At 37.4% G+C, this 17,832-nt stretch carries 14 protein-coding genes; 12 read left to right on the top strand and 2 right to left on the bottom strand.

Annotated features, from left to right (window positions below; genetic code table 11):
* The first annotated feature begins 157 nt into the window (after window positions 1-157).
* The 8 genes from AB1K81_RS09080 (at window position 158) to AB1K81_RS09045 (ending at window position 6,658) form a co-directional block, all read left to right on the top strand.
* Entirely contained in the window at window positions 158-1,273 is a 1,116-nt protein-coding gene (locus AB1K81_RS09080; protein ID WP_412976343.1) for a carbohydrate kinase, read from the top strand.
* Window positions 1,273-2,190: a pseudouridine-5'-phosphate glycosidase gene (locus AB1K81_RS09075; protein WP_412976342.1), complete on the top strand. Its 918-nt coding sequence runs from the start codon at window positions 1,273-1,275 to the stop codon at window positions 2,188-2,190. The genes AB1K81_RS09080 and AB1K81_RS09075 overlap by 1 nt, the downstream gene beginning before the upstream one ends.
* 105 nt (window positions 2,191-2,295) lie before the next feature.
* Window positions 2,296-3,078, top strand: coding sequence for a MerR family transcriptional regulator (locus AB1K81_RS09070; RefSeq protein ID WP_412976341.1), 783 nt, complete (start codon window positions 2,296-2,298; stop codon window positions 3,076-3,078).
* Window positions 3,056-4,066 (top strand): C45 family autoproteolytic acyltransferase/hydrolase, encoded by a 1,011-nt coding sequence (locus AB1K81_RS09065; RefSeq protein ID WP_412976340.1) that lies wholly within the window; start codon window positions 3,056-3,058, stop codon window positions 4,064-4,066. The genes AB1K81_RS09070 and AB1K81_RS09065 overlap by 23 nt, the downstream gene beginning before the upstream one ends.
* 77 nt (window positions 4,067-4,143) lie before the next feature.
* Window positions 4,144-4,749, top strand: a complete 606-nt coding sequence (gene wrbA, locus AB1K81_RS09060; RefSeq protein WP_412976339.1) for an NAD(P)H:quinone oxidoreductase — start codon at window positions 4,144-4,146, stop codon at window positions 4,747-4,749.
* Between the two features lie 124 nt (window positions 4,750-4,873).
* Entirely contained in the window at window positions 4,874-5,659 is a 786-nt protein-coding gene (locus tag AB1K81_RS09055) for an ion transporter (protein WP_412976338.1), read from the top strand.
* A 59-nt stretch (window positions 5,660-5,718) separates the two neighbouring features.
* On the top strand, window positions 5,719-6,354 hold the full coding sequence (locus AB1K81_RS09050; protein WP_412976337.1) for a pentapeptide repeat-containing protein: 636 nt from the start codon (window positions 5,719-5,721) through the stop codon (window positions 6,352-6,354).
* Between the two features lie 130 nt (window positions 6,355-6,484).
* Window positions 6,485-6,658, top strand: coding sequence for a hypothetical protein (locus tag AB1K81_RS09045; RefSeq protein WP_412976336.1), 174 nt, complete (start codon window positions 6,485-6,487; stop codon window positions 6,656-6,658).
* A 148-nt stretch (window positions 6,659-6,806) separates the two neighbouring features.
* On the opposite strand, the gene AB1K81_RS09040 is transcribed toward AB1K81_RS09045, so the two are convergent.
* The gene (locus AB1K81_RS09040; protein ID WP_412976335.1) at window positions 6,807-7,823 is read right to left on the bottom strand and encodes an LLM class flavin-dependent oxidoreductase; all 1,017 of its coding nucleotides are present in this window, start codon (window positions 7,821-7,823) and stop codon (window positions 6,807-6,809) included.
* Window positions 7,824-8,054: 231 nt separating this feature from the next.
* Here AB1K81_RS09040 and gltB point away from each other — a divergent pair, with 231 nt between their 5' ends.
* The 4 genes from gltB (at window position 8,055) to AB1K81_RS09020 (ending at window position 16,250) form a co-directional block, all read left to right on the top strand.
* The gene (gene gltB / locus AB1K81_RS09035; protein ID WP_412976334.1) at window positions 8,055-12,692 is read left to right on the top strand and encodes a glutamate synthase large subunit; all 4,638 of its coding nucleotides are present in this window, start codon (window positions 8,055-8,057) and stop codon (window positions 12,690-12,692) included.
* Between the two features lie 17 nt (window positions 12,693-12,709).
* A complete protein-coding gene (locus AB1K81_RS09030; RefSeq protein WP_412976333.1) occupies window positions 12,710-14,194 on the top strand; it encodes a glutamate synthase subunit beta in 1,485 nt (494 codons plus the stop codon).
* A gap of 146 nt (window positions 14,195-14,340) precedes the next feature.
* Window positions 14,341-15,408, top strand: coding sequence for a dual-specificity RNA methyltransferase RlmN (rlmN, locus tag AB1K81_RS09025; protein ID WP_412976332.1), 1,068 nt, complete (start codon window positions 14,341-14,343; stop codon window positions 15,406-15,408).
* A gap of 197 nt (window positions 15,409-15,605) precedes the next feature.
* Window positions 15,606-16,250, top strand: coding sequence for a DUF421 domain-containing protein (locus tag AB1K81_RS09020; RefSeq protein WP_412976331.1), 645 nt, complete (start codon window positions 15,606-15,608; stop codon window positions 16,248-16,250).
* A 227-nt stretch (window positions 16,251-16,477) separates the two neighbouring features.
* Here AB1K81_RS09020 and AB1K81_RS09015 read toward each other — a convergent pair whose 3' ends face one another.
* Window positions 16,478-17,734 (bottom strand): GGDEF domain-containing protein, encoded by a 1,257-nt coding sequence (locus AB1K81_RS09015; RefSeq protein ID WP_412976330.1) that lies wholly within the window; start codon window positions 17,732-17,734, stop codon window positions 16,478-16,480.
* Window positions 17,735-17,832 lie beyond the last annotated feature (98 nt).

The following is a 17,832-nucleotide window of genomic DNA, read 5'->3' as shown; positions in this document are numbered from 1 at the left end:
TTATAGCCGAAATAATGCGTTGTAGGTGCACTATATTCGGTTTTTTGTTTGCCTAAAATACTTTTGTCTAAGACTCTTTTATTTTATAATTGACATTTTTCAAATCAAAGAATATATTGTAAACATAAGTTTAAAACATAAACAAAAGTTTAGTTAGGTGGTAAACATGAATTATTCACTTAATGATAATGAGCAAAAACTATTCAATTTGATAAAGAAAAACCCTTTCATTTCTCAGCAAGAACTAGCAGACGAGATGGACTTATCAAGACCATCGGTTGCGAACCTCATTTCTGGCTTGGTGAAAAAGGGATACATCCACGGTAAGGCTTATATTGTAGGGGACAATGAACAAATAGTCTGTATAGGTGGAGCAAATGTGGACAGGAAGTTTTACATAAAAGGGAAGCTACAGTATGGAACTTCCAATCCGATAAGGTCGGTGCAAAGTGCTGGTGGTGTAGCTAGAAATGTAGCAGAAAACTTAGGGCGTCTTGGAAAGAACGTATCCATGCTAACTGCTAGTGGTATTGATGCGGAGTGGAACTTTATTGAGGAAGCTTCTTCTACCTATATCAATTTATCCGATGTCATTCCATTAGTAAGAGAAACAACTGGTTCCTATTCAGCAGTAATTGATCATTCTGGGGAGCTAGTATTAGCTTTAGCCGATATGGATATTTATGATGCGATAACACCGGAAGTTTTACAACCTAAACTTACGAAGTATGCACAAGCTAAATGTTTCGTAGTTGATTTAAATTTGCCTAAAGAAACGTTAGCCTATATTAAACAATTTGCTTTAAGTAGGAATATTCCCTTAGTCTTTATTACCGTATCTGCACCAAAAATGGACAGGCTGCCGAAGGACTTACAAGGCTTAACCTGGCTTATTACGAATTGTGAAGAAACAGCGTCCTATTTCGATATGGATATTGAAAATGATGAAGACTGGGAAAAGGCTGTTCACAAATGGCTTCAATTAGGAATTGAAAATGTAGTCGTTACCAATGGGAAAAATGGAGCGTTAATTGGGAATAAAGAAGAAGGAATTCACCATATTCCAGCTTTAGAAGTAGCTAACGTTCGCGACGTAACGGGTGCTGGAGATGCTTTTTCTGCAGGCGTTATATACGCGTGGTTAGAAGGGAAAAGCCTTCTATACATTGCTAAGACAGGAGCCGTTAATTCTGCAAAAACGATACAAACCAATTATACCGTAAGACAAAATCTATCCCCTCAACAATTGACATTAGATATGGAGGAATTATAATGAAAAACTTTCTAGAAATCTCTAAAGAAGTAAAACAAGCTAAAGAACAAGGAAAGCCAATCGTTGCATTAGAATCGACAATCATTTCACACGGAATGCCATACCCACAAAACGTGCAAACAGCAAGAGAAGTAGAACAAATAATTCGAGACAATGGTGCAGTACCAGCTACTATAGCTTTAATCGATGGCAAAATAAAAATCGGTTTAACAGATGATGAATTAGAACAATTTGGAAATAGTCAAGGTGTAGCAAAAGTCTCACGTCGCGATCTCCCATATATTTTGGCGACAAAACAAAAGGGGGCAACCACGGTAGCCGCTACAATGATCTGTGCAGAACTTGCAGAAATTCAAATATTTGTAACGGGTGGAATTGGTGGTGTTCACCGTGGAGCAGAGACAACGATGGACATTTCTGCTGATTTAGAAGAACTAGCACAAACAAATGTGGCAGTAGTATGTGCCGGAGCTAAATCTATTCTTGATTTAGGTTTAACAATGGAGTATTTAGAAACTAAAGGTGTACCAGTGATTGGATATGAGACAGATGTATTACCTGCTTTCTATACGAGAAGAAGCGATTATCCAGTTAATTTCAGAGCTGATGAAGTAGAAACAATCGCAAATACATTAAAGGCAAAATGGGACTTAAATCTTCAAGGTGGTGCAGTAATCGCAAACCCAATTCCAGAAGAGCATGCCATGCCTGAAGAAGTAATTAATACGGCAATTGCCTCAGCCCTTAAAGAAGCTGATGACAAAGGAATTGCAGGCAAAGATACGACCCCATTCCTATTAGGGAAAATAAAAGAAATAACTGCAGGTAAAAGCTTAGATTCCAATATTGACTTAGTAAAAAATAATGCGGTATTAGGGGCTAAATTGGCTGTGGAGTTGCAGAATTTAAATAAATAATGAAGTATAGACCAAATAATAGTTCGGATATTATTTGGTCTTTTTTATTTTTCTATTGACCTTCAAGTTACTTTAAGGTTTATCTTATAGATAGGAGGGAGAGAGATGTTAAGTATTCAAGCATTTTCACATAGAACCGGTATACCTAAAAGCACTTTACGTTTTTATGAAGAAAAAGAACTCTTAATTCCAATCCGAGATAAGGAAAATGGATATCGACTGTATGAAGAAGAGCAAATTGAACTAGCAAGATTCATTGCTAGTCTTCGCGCAGCAAACGTACCGTTACGTGAAATTCAAAACTATATCATGGCGAATAGACAGGAACAGAAGGACATAAAAGAAGCTTGGATTTATTCGTTGAAACAACAAAGACAACTACTGGACATCCAAATAACATTCCTAGAAAGTGACATCTTAGGTGAACAAATCTATTTAATGGAAAGGCAATCTGAAAGGGTTGTGTGGCTATTCGCAGAAGGTAATAAAGGGGAATTTGCCCCGTATTTTTTAAAAGGAAAAGAGGAATTAAAAAAGAATGCTATAACCATTAAACATTGCTATCTCCAATATGTATCGGGAATGGAAAAAATTCAAGTATGGATTGGCTTTGGGATTGCTTCTGATTGTGATATTTCAACTTTAAGCTTATTTGAAAGGGAAGAAAGATTACCTTATTCCTTATGTGTAGCGACATCTTTTCAAGGCGATTTTACGAAGATCGAAATAGCATACCGAGAACTTGTGAAGTACGTTAGTGAGCATCACTATATTCCAACTGGTTCTTTGATGGAGATGTACCATGGGACGAATATGGATAGTGTTACGATTCTAATACCAGTGATGAGATTAGGAGGGAAAGATAATGAAACGGGAGCTTCAAGTTGATGTGGAAGAATTTATCGGATCGAATTATCAAATCGGGGTAGAGCAAGGTGACCAGATAGCAATAAATGATCATTTTTATTTGCTAAAAGCCATCTCCAAAAATACTAATTCGAAAGAGGTTAAAGTGATTCTACAAGACATTTCACCTGGCTTTTTAGATGAGCTAAGAGGAATAGCTGATGGCTTGAAAATAGATTTTGATACAGTCCTCAGAATGTATAGTGGCTATAATCTGCCAGTGCCGCCAATGGGATGTACTTCTTTTTCTCATGACAACTACTATATTCGAAATTACGATTTTACCCCAGAGATATATGATGCTCGGTTCGTTTTTCATAAGCCAGAGGAAGGTTACGCAAGTGTAGGATTTAGTGATCAGATTGTAGGCAGACTTGATGGTATGAATGAGCATGGACTTATGGTGGGATTACATTTAGTAAATGAGCACTATACTGGAACTGGTTTTATAGCTACAACGATTGTACGGCTAGTATTAGAGCAGTGTAGGAATGCGGAAGAAGCCGTAAATTTGATCATGAAGCTTCCTCATGGATATTGTTATAATTATTCTCTTGTTGATAAACAGGGAAGAAAATGTATCGTTGAAGCGTCTCCGGAAAAACAAATCGTACACGAGAGCCCTATTTTGATGTGTACGAATCACTTTGAAACCGATCTGTTAAAAGTAAAAAATAGAACTACTATTGCAGGCTCCATACATCGAAAAGAATTTCTCCAAACATTATCATCCAATGCTTATCCACTAGAGGTTGCATTTAAAAAATTCAACAATGAAAATTCCCCACTGTTCTATAACGAATATCGTCAATTTTTTGGGACCTTACACACCGTAATTTATTTGCCGAATACTTTAGAGGTGATTGTTGGAATAGGTGGAAATGCTAATCCAATAACGTTTTCTTTGGACAAGTGGCTAAATGGTGATATCAAGGTAAAAGGGACGATAATTGGAGAAATCGATTATTAAAAAAATTCTCTCCTTATGAGTAAATGATTTCTTATGGCAAATAATAGAAGCGTGAAAATGATTTTACAAAAAGGAGAATGTATATGGTTAAATTAGCGGTGATTTATTATAGCTCTACTGGTACGAACTATCAGCTAGCTAAATGGGCAGAGGAGGCTGGTAAAGAAGCAGGTGCCGAGGTAAAAGTTGTAAAGGTACCAGAGCTTGCTCCAGAAGCGGCTATTGCATCCAACCCTGCATGGAAAGCGCATGTTGAAGAGACCAAGGATGTACCAGAAGCAACAAGTGATGACATAGAATGGGCAGACGCTATCATCTTTAGTGTACCAACGCGATTTGGAAATGTAGCTTCCCAAATGAAGCAGTTCATAGATATGCAAGGTGGGCTTTGGGCATCAGGTAAGACGGTTAATAAAGTAGTCAGTGCGATGACTTCTGCACAAAACGCGCACGGTGGGCAAGAAGCTACTGTCTTAGCGTTATATACCTCCATGATGCATTGGGGAGCGATTATCGTACCACCTGGTTATACCGATCAAGTATTGTTCGGTGCTGGTGGTAATCCATATGGTACGAGTGTTTCACAGGGGCAGGATGGAAAAATGGTGGAAGATGTGCAAGCTGCTGTTAAACATCAGGCAAGGCGAACAGTTGAAATCGCGCAAAAGGTAGCTGGAAGTTAATTATAGATAGCGAAACTAGTGGTATAAGGATTGACATCCTTATGCCACTTTTTATTTTCTAGATTCTTTTAAAGATGACAGAACATCGTGTATTCCGTAAAATGTTATAAGGGAGGATGCTACAATGAATCATATAAGAAAAACATGTGCTAGAATATCTGAACATTCTATTTTTACGAATACAATAATTGTGTTAATAATGATAAATGCTATATTAGTAGGTTTTGAGACTTATTCAAGTATAGCAAGTAAATATTACGACTGGATTTATTTTGCGGACAGGCTATTACTTTGGGTATTTACAATTGAAATTATAATCCGCCTAATTGGTAGGAAATCGATTAAAGATTTTGTAAGAGATCCTTGGAATATATTTGATATTGTCATTGTAGGATTAGGTCATGTATTAGTTGGAAGTCATTATGTAACAGTACTTCGGATTATTAGAGTATTGCGTGTACTCCGAGCAATATCTATTATTCCTTCCCTCAGAAAAATGGTTAATGCCTTAATTCTAACGATCCCCTCGATGGGAACGATCGTGCTGTTACTTAGTTTATTCTTTTATATATATGGCGTTATCGGTACGATGTTATTTAACGATATCGCACCAGAATATTTTGGAACATTACATGATTCCCTACTATCTCTTTTTCAAGTGATAACATTAGAATCTTGGGCTAGTGGTGTCATGAGGCCAATATTAGCACTAGATCCAACTGCTTGGTGGTATTTCGTATCCTTTATTATGATTGGTGCTTTTGTTATAGTAAATTTATTTGTTGGTGTTATTGTGAATAATGTTGAAGAGGCATCAAGAGAAGAAAGCCCATCTCCAACTGATATTAAGCTAGCCGAACTTCAACAGGAACTAGCCGAAATTAAAGAACTTTTAAAAAAGAAATCTTAATAATCATAATTCCCTCTAAATGATAAACATAAGAGGGAATTTATTATAAGGAGGATATGATGGGGAAAGAAATAAAAATAAAACAACCTAAGCTTCCAGTTGAGTTGCCAATTGTACTCTTTCAAGTAAACGAAGACGGGTATTATGATAATTGCACGTTTAAAGATTGTGTCATAACCAGGGATGATTTGGAGCGGATCCGATTTGATCAAGTGCAGTTTGACCGGGTTACATTTGAAGGGGACTTTTCGAACATGGAATTAACCGATTGTATATTTAATCAATGCAATTTATCCAATGTTGATTTCTCCAAAACAATCATTCATCGAGTAGAATTTAACCATTCTAAACTAATCGGAGCAGGGTTGTCAGAATCAACTTTAGGTAATGTTCTATTTGATAATAGTCAGTTGAATTTTAGTTCCTTTGGTTATTCGGAACTAAAGCAAGTTCGATTTAAAGAATGCATGATGAAGACTAGTGATTTTTACGAGTGTACGTTTCAAAAGGTAGATATACAACTATCAGATATTGATGAGGCAAATTTTACGAATACGAAGCTAAGTGGTGTGGACCTATCTACTTGTAAATTTGAGAGGTTACAAGTCTCCCTGGAAAGCATGCAAGGCTGCATCGTATCCACCGAACAAGCATTAGGATTTGCGAGATTGTTAGGGTTAGAGATTAAGGAGTAATTAAAATCTTTATCTCGTAAATGCGATTACATCCTTAATTTATTGTACCCTAAACTTTAAATATATAAGGTAGCTATAAGTTACAAAAGTCATTATAATAAAAGAATGATGAATGAAGGGGGCAAATAACATGTCCGAGCAAAAGAAGCTTAGTACCAAAGAAATTGTTCAACAGCAGCTGGAACGGAAAAAGCAGGCGCAAGCAAACAATAGAAATGCCATGAATAACAATGGATCAGCAAAGCATATGAAAAGTCAACTCGCGAAGAAACCGAGTATGACCCGCCGTAAAATGGGAAGTTAATCATCATGAATCAATAGGTGCATGAATTAATGAACCAACATACTACTTTAAATCAAAAAGCTTGAGGTTGGAAAATTCCTCAAGCTTTTTGTGCTATTTGCATTGGCTCAAGCCTTGTCGTACGTTTTAAAGCAGGGGCCTCCTTTTTTTACGCCATCATCCCAGCTACAATCTCGAATGAACGCAACCGGTCTTCTTGATGGAAAATTTGTGACCCGATGATTAACTCATCTGCCCCTGTCTCCTCGATAAAGCTCTCTAACCCTCTTCGTACCGTGTCAGCACTACCGACAATAGTAGTTTTTGGATTTAAAGTTTCCTCCACTGCCGCGATTTCAGCTGGTGAATACAATTCTTCTAAATTATCAACTGGAGGCTGTAGTTTTCCAGGATTACCTCGTCGTAAATTTAAGAACTGTTGCTTTTGAGATGTGGCGATAAAGTTCGCTTTCTCATCTGTATCGGCAGCGATAATATTAATACCTAACATAACATAAGGTTTCTCTAGAGCTTCAGAAGGTTTGAAGTTGTCACGATATAATGTTAATGCTTGATGTAAATATGCTGGTGCAAAGTGACTCGCAAAAGAAAATGGTAGTCCCTTGTGTGCAGCAAGCTGTGCACTAAACCCACTTGATCCAAGTAACCAAAGCGGTACATTAGCTCCCTGGCCAGGTATTGCCTTCACTCGTGAGACAGGTTCATCTGAGAAATAATCCTGTAATTCATTTACTTGCATTGGAAAATCATCAACAGAAGCATTTAACGTTCTTCGTAATGCATAGGCAGTTGCCTGATCACTTCCAGGTGCTCTCCCTAATCCAAGGTCAATTCTTCCTGGATACAGGGCATCTAGTGTTCCGAACTGCTCAGCAATTACAAGAGTCGCATGGTTTGGTAGCATAACACCACCTGCTCCTACACGTATATGTTCCGTCTTTCCAGCAATATGACCAATTACTACAGAGGTAGCAGAACTAGCAATCCCAGCCATGTTATGATGTTCAGCTAACCAGTAACGGTTAAATCCCCATTTTTCCACATGTTGCGCTAATTCAACACTGTTTTTGAAAGATTCACTGGCATTACTGCCTTCTGTGATTGGTGCAAGGTCTAAAACAGAAAGTGGTATATGATTAAATATCTTTGCATGATTGGATTTCAAGTTTATTCACTCCTTATTAACTCTCCTTAGTAAGCAATAATAAATATAAAAAATGATAGAGTCCAATTAAACGCTTAAAGCAAAAAAACATATTGTGTTAGCGTTTACAATGCCCGATATAAAAGGATTTGTATAAATATAACTTTCTGAATATTGTGTATTGACTGTAATTATGCTATAATATAAATTACTTTGGCGCAAAAAAAGGTTTATCCAGAAAGGAGCAAAAATATGATAGACTTCAAGTACCCTGAAGCACAAGGGTTATACAACCCAGCATTTGAGCATGAAGCTTGTGGTATTGGAATGATTGCCAATATTAATGGAAAACGAACGCATAACATTGTCCAAAATGCGATAAATATGCTTTGTAATATGGAACATAGAGGTGGTCAATCGGCTGATACAAGTACTGGGGATGGAGCCGGGATATTAACCCAAATACCGGATCGTTTTTTCCAAAAGCAATGTGCAAAAGAAGGTGTAACATTACCACGAGCAGGAGAGTATGCCATTGCAATGATTTTCCTACCCAATGAATTAGAAACCCGTGTGGAATGCAAAGAAATAATCGAGACTATTGTTGAGGAAGAAGGCCAAACATTCCTCGGATGGAGACCGGTTCCACTCAATGACTCCTTTATCGGAACACTAGCTATGAAAACAAAGCCAACCATTAGACAAGGCTTTATCCAAAAAGCTCCAGAGATTACAGATAGTAAAAGTTTTGAACGAAAGCTTTATGTTATTCGCAAACGAATAGAAAAAGCAATGAATCAGAATACCTCTTATAACGATACTTACATATGCAGCTTATCATCTAGAACAATCGTATATAAAGGGATGTTAATTCCGGAACAGTTAGACTCCTTCTACATCGATTTAAACCACCCTGAATTCAAATCCGCGTTAGCGTTGGTGCATTCCCGCTTTAGTACCAATACATTTCCAAGTTGGAAGCGTGCTCATCCGAATCGGTATACTATCCACAATGGTGAATTTAATACAATTCGAGGAAATGTAAATTGGATGAAAGCGCGGGAGAAGGCATGTGTGTCAAGCTATTTTGATGACAATGATCTAGAAAAAATATTACCAATTATCGATGCAGATGGTAGCGACTCATCCATCTTTGATAATACCTTTGAATTCTTACACTTATCCGGCTATTCCTTAGCCCATACAGCAATGATGATGATTCCAGAACCGTGGGCAAACAATCCACATATAGCCGATGAAAAAAGAGATTTCTATGAGTTTCATAGTACCTTCATGGAGCCATGGGATGGTCCGAGTGCTATTGTTTATACCGATGGGGTACAAATCGGGGCATGTCTTGATCGGAATGGTTTAAGGCCTGCACGTTATTATGTAACGAAGAATGGCATGATTGTACTCGGGTCTGAAGTTGGTGCATTAGACATATTTGCGGACGATATTTTATATAAAAAGCGTCTGGAACCAGGAAAAATGTTACTCATTGATTTAGAGAAAGGAATCATTGTTCCAGATGAGACAATTAAACTTCAAGTAGCTACGGAAAAACCTTATAAAGAATGGTTAATGGAGTTAAAGGATATTGATGATATTCCGAATTCTTCTACCGAGAAACCTACCTACAAAGGGAATAAATTATTAGAGAACCAAATTGCATTCGGGTTTACACGTGAAGAAATAGAAAAGATTATTAAACCACTAGTATCAGAAGGAAAGGATCCAATCGGTTCAATGGGGTATGATGCACCATTAGCGATTCTCTCTAAGAAACCGAGACTTTTATTTGATTACTTTAAACAACTCTTTGCCCAAGTAACCAATCCACCAATTGACGCCATCCGGGAAAAAATGATTACGATGACTACGACAACTATCGGGCCAGAAGGAAATATTGTAGGTCCTGATGCAAATAGCTGTAAAAAAATCCGTTTAAATACGCCAATCCTAACTAAAAAGCAGCTAGAGAAGTTACGTAATAATCGCGTTCACGGTTATCGCGCTAAAACGATTTCTACTTTATTTGACGTAAATATAAATATGGAACAGGCGATTACTAATTTATTAGATAAAGCGGTTCGTGAAATTGAAAAAGGGGCAACCTTTATTATTTTATCAGACCGAGGTATATCGAAATCTAAAGTAGCAATTCCATCGCTTCTGGCGGTAAGTGGACTACATCATCATCTAATCCGTCAAGGACTACGTACAAAGGTAAGTATTTTGATAGAGTCCGGTGAGCCAAGAGAAGTTCATCATTTTGCCTCATTAATTGGTTATGGGGCGGAAGGGATAACACCGTATATCGCTTTTGACACAATTGAGGCATTACTAGAAAAAGGTGAAATTTCTTCAAGTACGATTGAACAAGCTACAAACCATTACATTCATTCCGTAACAGATGGCATTGTAAAAGTATTATCAAAAATGGGAATATCGACGATTCAAAGTTATATGGGTGCACAGATTTTTGAAGCTGTTGGAATTTCCAATAAAGTGATTATGCAATATTTCACAGGTACGGCATCGCGTTTAGGTGGTATCGGTCTTGATGTGATGGAGAAGGAAGTGCGGTTAAGGCATGAGAAAGCATTTAAGCTTAAAAGAGGATCATTACCCGTCTTAGAGGACGGAGATGATTATCAGTACCGTACAAATGGGGAAGATCATCAATACAATCCGAAAACTATTTACACACTTCAGCATGCTGTACGGTCAGGAAATTATGACTTGTTTAAAACGTATACAAACATGTTAACGGATGAAGAGGAAAATCTTCAGTCCTTACGAGGTTTGTTGAAATTTAAAAAACGAAAGCCAATCTCTATTGATGAAGTAGAATCAGTGGAATCTATTTGTGCACGATTTAAAACCGGTGCAATGTCATTTGGTGCTTTAAGTAAGGAAGCACATGAATCACTTGCTATTGCGATGAACCGAATCGGTGGAAAAAGTAATTCAGGTGAAGGCGGCGAATCCAGTGATCGCTACCGATTAGACGAAAATGGGGATTCTCGTAAAAGTGCAATAAAGCAGGTTGCTTCAGGAAGATTTGGCGTAACGAGTAACTACTTAGTCAATGCAGAAGAAATTCAAATTAAAGTAGCCCAAGGGGCAAAGCCAGGTGAAGGAGGACACTTACCAGGAAAGAAAGTGTATCCATGGGTTGCCGAAGTGCGAAATTCAACACCGGGCGTGGAGTTAATATCCCCACCACCACACCATGATATTTATTCGATTGAAGATTTAGCGGAATTAATTTTCAACTTAAAAAACACCAATCCAAATGCAAGAATTAGTGTAAAACTAGTATCAGCAGTTGGTGTTGGAACGATTGCAGCAGGAGTTGCAAAAGGACGTGCAGATCACATTCTGATTAGTGGCTATGATGGTGGAACAGGTGCCGCACCATATACTAGTTTAAAACATGCAGGGCTTCCTTGGGAAATTGGTCTAGCAGAAACCCATCAAACATTAATGTTAAATGGGTTACGTGACCGAGTTGCAGTGGAAGCGGATGGGAAATTAATGACCGGTAGAGATGTCGTTATTGCCGCGCTACTTGGGGCGGAGGAATTTGGGTTTTCTACCGCTCCGTTAGTCGCGTTAGGGTGTGTAATGATGCGTGTTTGCCATTTAGATACATGTCCAGTAGGTATTGCAACACAAAACCCAGAACTAAGGAAAAAGTTTTCCGGTAAGCCGGAGCATGTCGTCAATTTTATGCGATTTATTGCGATGGAAACACGGGAAATCATGGCGGAGCTTGGATTTAGAAAAATTGAAGAAATGGTTGGTTGTACAGATGTATTAGAAATTAATGAAGAAATCGATCATTGGAAGGCAAAAACGATTGACCTTAAGGGGCTCTTGTATCAAGCGGAGTCTGTTTCTGGTAAGACGGGCCGATATAAGCAAGTAGAACAAGACCACGGAATTCATTCTACCCTAGATTATGAGGAGCTCATTCCGAATTGTAAGCGAGTATTTAAAGAAGAAAAACAAATTGAGTTTACGACTGCCATTCGCAATATTCACCGTGCAACTGGAACATTACTAGGTAGTGAGATTTCCAAAAAATATGGAGATGCTGGTTTACCTGAGGATACGATAAAACTAAACTTTAGTGGTTCAGCCGGACAAAGCTTTGGGGCCTTTATACCACGGGGTATTACATTGAGGCTCATAGGAGATGCCAATGATTTTGTTGGAAAAGGACTTTCTGGTGGAAAAATCATCGTACACCCTGATCCTGTTGTAACCTTCCAGCCAGAAGATAATATCATCATTGGTAATGTCGCATTTTATGGTGCAACTTCTGGTGAAGCGTTCATTAGAGGTATTGCTGGAGAACGATTTGCTGTCCGTAATAGTGGAGCTAATGTTGTAGTAGAAGGCGTTGGAGACCATGGCTGTGAATATATGACTGGTGGTAGAGTGGTCGTTTTAGGATCCACCGGAAAGAATTTTGCTGCGGGTATGTCCGGAGGGGTTGCATATATTTATGACGTCGATGGGAGTTTCCGAGATAAAGTAAATCCAGATATGGTTCATGTCCAAGGACTCCAAGATTTATCAGAAGCTGATGAAGTGTATGAATTAATAGAGAAGCATGTCCGATATACGAACAGCATATATGCGGAGCGAATTTTAACATATTGGGAAAATAATGCAGAGAAGTTTCTCCGTGTTATCCCTAAATCATATGCGAAAATTCAAGATCGAATTAAAGAATTAATGGCAAAAGGCATACGTAAAAATGAAGCTGAGATGCAGGCCTTTCAAGAAATCCATGGACAAAACAGTATGGTTATGGAAGAAAAACGGTTAAATTCTAACGAACGTATAAAGTCAGAAATACTTCCGAGCTTTTAACCTGAAGGGGGATTGTTATGGGAAATCATACAGGTTTTATGCAGTATGAACGGAAAGCACAACCCGAAAGAAAACCTATGGAACGTATTAGGGATTGGAATGATTATACCGCTCCGATTCATGATAAGGATGCCCAAATACAAGGTGCCCGATGTATGAGTTGTGGCGTACCTACTTGTCATGTTGGGATGGAGATTAATGGGGTAACGACAGGGTGTCCATTAAATCATTTAATACCAGAATGGAATCATTTAGTTTACGAGGGGAAATGGCGTGAAGCTCTAGACCGTGCTCATGCTAAAAATAACTTTCCGGAATTTACCGGAATTGCATGTCCTGCTCCATGTGAAGGTGCCTGTGTGCTCGGCATAAGTGACCCACCAGTTGCGATCAAGTCTATCGAAAGAGCAATTGTTGAAAAAGGGTTTGAAGAAGGGTGGATTACACCTAACCCTCCTAAATTTAGAACCGGTAAAAAAGTAGCCATCGTAGGTTCTGGTCCTACCGGTTTAGCCGCTGCAGCACAATTAAATCAGGCAGGACATTATGTTACAGTATTTGAACGGGATGACCGTGTCGGTGGATTGTTAACTTATGGTATACCAGAAATGAAGCTCTCTTATCAGGTAGTAAAAAGACGAGTAGATATTTTGGAGCAAGAGGGAGTAACGTTTAAAACGAATACAGAGGTAGGAAAGGATATATCCGTTAAGGTGCTCAAAAGTGAATTCGATGCAATCATTTTAGCAACTGGTGCAACGGTACATCGTAATATAGATGTTGAAGGAAATCAATTGAAGGGAGTTCATTTAGCAATGGACTTTCTTCATCAAAACACGAAGAGCTTATTAGATTCGAATCTTTCCAATGACCAATATATATCCGCGGAAGGGAAGGATGTAATCGTCATTGGAGGTGGCGATACAGGTACAGACTGTTTAGCGACTGCAGTTCGTCATAACTGCAAGTCGTTGACACAATTCGATATATATGAAAAGAAAGGCACAGAACGCGATGATGCGACTAATCCATGGCCACAATACCCAATCATCCATCGAGTGGAATATGGTCATAAAGAAGCAGCTAGTAGCTTAGGGAAAGACCCACGGGCATTTGCCGTGATGACAACAAAGTTTGTTGGAGATGAGTCCGGACGTATTAAAGAGGTTCATACTATCAATGTGCGGAATAAAATAGAAAACGGTAAAAAAGTTCGAGAAGAAATAAAGGGTACCGAGAAAGTATGGCCAGCAGATTTAGTGTTAATCGCTATTGGTTTTACAGGACCTGAACAGTATTTACTTGATCAGTTAAACCTAGAACGGAATAACAATTCTACGGTAAAGGCAGCTTACGGGGAATATAAGACAAATGTAGATGGCGTATTTTCAGCGGGAGATATGCGTAGAGGACAAAGTCTTATCGTCTGGGCCATTCATGAAGGCAGAGAAGTAGCTAAAGAATGTGACAAGTATTTAATGGGTGAATCAGACTTACCATAAACCGGAAAAGCTTTATCCCATAAGGCAAAAAGGAAAAAAATTAATTTGATTCCCATCATTATATCAAGTATGATTAGTAAGTAATTTAGGAAAAGATAATACTAGTTATCTAGTTCGATATAGTAATTTGGAGATGAGGATATATGATGGGATTAAAGTCCATTTATGGATTAACGATGGAACAACTAACAGATTGGTTAGTTGAAAAAGGTCAAAAAAGATTCCGTGCAGAACAAGTGTGGGATTGGTTGTATAAAAAGCGTGTTCGTAATTTTTCAGATATGAAAAATGTAAACAAAGAAACCATTGAACTCTTACAAGAGAACTTTGTTATTGAAACATTAGAAGAAGAAATTAAACAAGTATCTAAAGATGGAACAGTTAAATTTCTGTTCAAACTAGCAGATGGTAACTTAATCGAAACGGTATTAATGAGATTCAATTATGGTCTATCAGTTTGTGTAACGACACAAGTCGGATGTAATATCGGATGTACTTTCTGTGCGAGTGGATTGTTAAGAAAGTCTAGAGATTTAGACGCAGGCGAAATCGTTGAACAAATTATGAAGGTACAAAAGCATTTAGATGAACAAGGTAAAGACGAACGTGTAAGCCATATTGTTGTTATGGGTATCGGTGAACCGTTTGATAACTTTACGAATCTGATTAACTTTATCACCGTTGTGAATGATGAAAAAGGTCTTAAAATTGGCCAACGCCATATCACTGTTTCAACAAGTGGTTTAGCGCATAAGATTTACGAATTTGCTGATACTGGCTTACAAGTGAACTTAGCCATTTCATTACATGCACCAAATAATGAGCTTAGAACTAGTATCATGAAAATTAACCGAGCTTTTCCAATAGAGAAGCTTATGAAAGCTGTAGATTATTATTTAGAAAACTCAAACCGAAGAATCACATACGAGTATATTATGCTTAAGGATGTTAATGATCACGAAGAAGAAGCATTACAATTGGCTAAATTATTACGTAGTAAACGCCATCTTTCTTATGTGAATCTAATTCCTTACAACTCTGTTGAAGAGCATGGACAATATCAACGAAGTGAAACGAACGTTATCCAAGCATTCCACGAAGTATTAAAGAAAAATGGTATTAACAGTGGAGTCCGTTGGGAAAACGGAGCTGACATAGACGCAGCATGTGGCCAGTTACGAAGTAAGCAAATTAAGAAGCAGAGTATTGTATAGCAATTTTAGAATAAGATTGACTCAAGTAAACTTGAGTTGGTCTTTTTTTGTATGTTGTATGAATTAAAGTTGTTAAAGAATCATAGGCTTTGCTCGGGTATTGTTGTACCCTATATAGAACAATTTTTGAGTCTTATTGAATAATAATCTCCCAACTAAGGAAACTGAGTATATAAGATGAATTGAGGGAGATTAAAATGGAACTAGATTGGATATGGAAAGCAGTACTCATTGTGATTGCAGGTACAGTTCTATTACGATTCGCCGGTAGAAAATCAATTTCTCAAATGACGCTTCCGCAAACTGTCATTATGATTGGAATTGGCTCTTTATTAGTTCAACCCGTAGCAGGTAAAAATGTTTGGGTGACTATCGGTGTGGGGGGAATTCTAGTACTAACATTAATCATAATGGAGTACATCGAAATAAAAGGGGATTGGTTTGAGAAAGTCATTGCAGGAAGGTCTAAAGTGCTAATTCAAAATGGTGTTATCAATGAAACAAATTTGAAGAAAGTTCGATTAACGGTTGATCAGCTTGAAGCAAATTTGCGTCAGAGAAATGTTACCAAAATATCCGACGTTCAATATGCTACCCTCGAATCGAATGGACAAATTGGATTCACGTTAAAGCCCGAAGCCCAACCGGTAACGAAAAAGGATTTCGAGCAACTTCTGAACTTAATAGAAACAATATCTTTCACTAATGAAAAGGTAATGGAAGTGGATAAACAAATAAAAAATGTGAAAAAGCAGCTAGAGAAGTTCGATTTGCAGGATACATTATTTACTGAATCAGTTAATGGTAGTCACGAAAAGCAGGTACCTAAACATTTACAATAAAGAAACTTAAATCCGGAAATAGACATACACCAGAGATGGAAAGAAAAGATTCTTTCGAGTACTGAAGGGAAGATAACATATTTCCGGATAGATTTAGTTTGCTGTTTGTAGGTTCTCTTATTATCACTGTGCCAACAATTTCATTTATCTATAATAAAAAAATCTAATTTCTGAATCCAATTCTAGAAAAAATACGTCTAATCTACATATGGAGAAGAAGGTTTGATTCATTCAAATCGCTGAGACAATGGTACATTACTCATCCCATTCTTTGCAGAAATTCTGTTTTTTCCTAAATCCTTGGATTGTATTAATAATTGGTCAGCATATACATAAGCCTTTTTAATATCTAGTGATTCATTCGTTCTGTAATAATAAAGACCAAATGATGCTGTTAGTGTTATGTGGATTGATTTATTATTATATTCAGCAATTGCGGGTGTTCTTTTAATTCCGTCCCGGATTTCATCAACTAAGGCAAGACATTCCTCGTAGTCTCGATTCCTTAAAAAAATCGTAAACTCTTCACCACCACTACGGAATATATAATCACCTTCCTTTAGGTAGCTCTTTATTGTGGAAGCGAAATGCTGAATTGCCAGATCACCGACCGCATGGTTATAGGAATCATTGATTTTCTTGAATGAATCAATATCACAAACAATAATTCCAATTCGTTCATTGGAATTATTCAATTCATCCATCTTTTTATCCATAAAGGTTCTGTTGTGTATTCCGGTCAGAAAATCTGTATAGGCCATTTGCTCATACTTATCCCTTTCCAGTTTATGCCTGAGGGATAGATTAATCGCGATGTTAGAACGACTGACGAGATAATTTAACATGAATAGTCCAACAACCATTTCCCATTGTCTACTTTCCAGGAATACAAATAATAAACCGTTGGAAAAGGCTATTTTGCCGATATCTAAAATACTTCTACCTTTCATAAACGTAAATGCTTCATTAAGTGTTTTAATATCGCCACTTAGTAAAAAAACGATTGCTAAAAAGGAATGAGATAAGTAGGACATTACAATTACAATGGCAATAATTAAAATCCAAAATCCGAACAGTACTTGATCAAATATCGGATATAATGCTTGGAAAAGATAATATCCAATAGCACCATTTAGAGCGAAGGCAGCTGTATTATAGAAAGTATGTAATAATTCTTCTTTATCAGCGATTTTAGTTACCTTTCGAATCGCGAATACCGTAAACATATACAAGGCTTCAAAAATAAATACACCAAGTGGACCGACAAATAGTGCTATTCCAAGACTATAAGGAATGGTATAGTCAATCGTTGAATTACCCTGTTTTACAGCTACTTTTAAGTGATAATACAGTGATGAAAAGGAATAGAAAAGAAAAAGAGCTATAAGATAATCTTTTAACTCTACTTTTATACTAGTATCGTGAAATGCAACGATAACAGATATAATAAATAATAATGTGATAAAGATTTTATCAAAACGCATTGGCTAATTATCTCCTCCTTTAGCTAGTAGACTAATGGGTAAATTTTCCTAAGTATAAATATATCATAATTATTGGGCTTATCAGCAATAATTTTTGG

Origin of the sequence: Ornithinibacillus jepli (assembly GCF_047228935.1) — a bacterium.
In the GTDB taxonomy this organism is placed as follows: Bacteria; Bacillota; Bacilli; order Bacillales; family Amphibacillaceae; genus Ornithinibacillus.
This window is presented reverse-complemented; position numbering and strand designations above follow the sequence as displayed.

Coding starts and splice junctions, on each gene's coding strand:
- AB1K81_RS09075 (WP_412976342.1), top strand. CDS start 1,273: ATGAAAAACTTTCTAGAAATCTCTAAAGAAGTAAAACAAGCTAAAGAA.
- AB1K81_RS09070 (WP_412976341.1), top strand. CDS start 2,296: ATGTTAAGTATTCAAGCATTTTCACATAGAACCGGTATACCTAAAAGC.
- AB1K81_RS09065 (WP_412976340.1), top strand. CDS start 3,056: ATGAAACGGGAGCTTCAAGTTGATGTGGAAGAATTTATCGGATCGAAT.
- wrbA (WP_412976339.1), top strand. CDS start 4,144: ATGTATATGGTTAAATTAGCGGTGATTTATTATAGCTCTACTGGTACG.
- AB1K81_RS09055 (WP_412976338.1), top strand. CDS start 4,874: ATGAATCATATAAGAAAAACATGTGCTAGAATATCTGAACATTCTATT.
- AB1K81_RS09050 (WP_412976337.1), top strand. CDS start 5,719: ATGGGGAAAGAAATAAAAATAAAACAACCTAAGCTTCCAGTTGAGTTG.
- AB1K81_RS09045 (WP_412976336.1), top strand. CDS start 6,485: ATGTCCGAGCAAAAGAAGCTTAGTACCAAAGAAATTGTTCAACAGCAG.
- gltB (WP_412976334.1), top strand. CDS start 8,055: ATGATAGACTTCAAGTACCCTGAAGCACAAGGGTTATACAACCCAGCA.
- AB1K81_RS09030 (WP_412976333.1), top strand. CDS start 12,710: ATGGGAAATCATACAGGTTTTATGCAGTATGAACGGAAAGCACAACCC.
- rlmN (WP_412976332.1), top strand. CDS start 14,341: ATGGGATTAAAGTCCATTTATGGATTAACGATGGAACAACTAACAGAT.
- AB1K81_RS09020 (WP_412976331.1), top strand. CDS start 15,606: ATGGAACTAGATTGGATATGGAAAGCAGTACTCATTGTGATTGCAGGT.
- AB1K81_RS09015 (WP_412976330.1), bottom strand. CDS start 17,734: ATGCGTTTTGATAAAATCTTTATCACATTATTATTTATTATATCTGTT.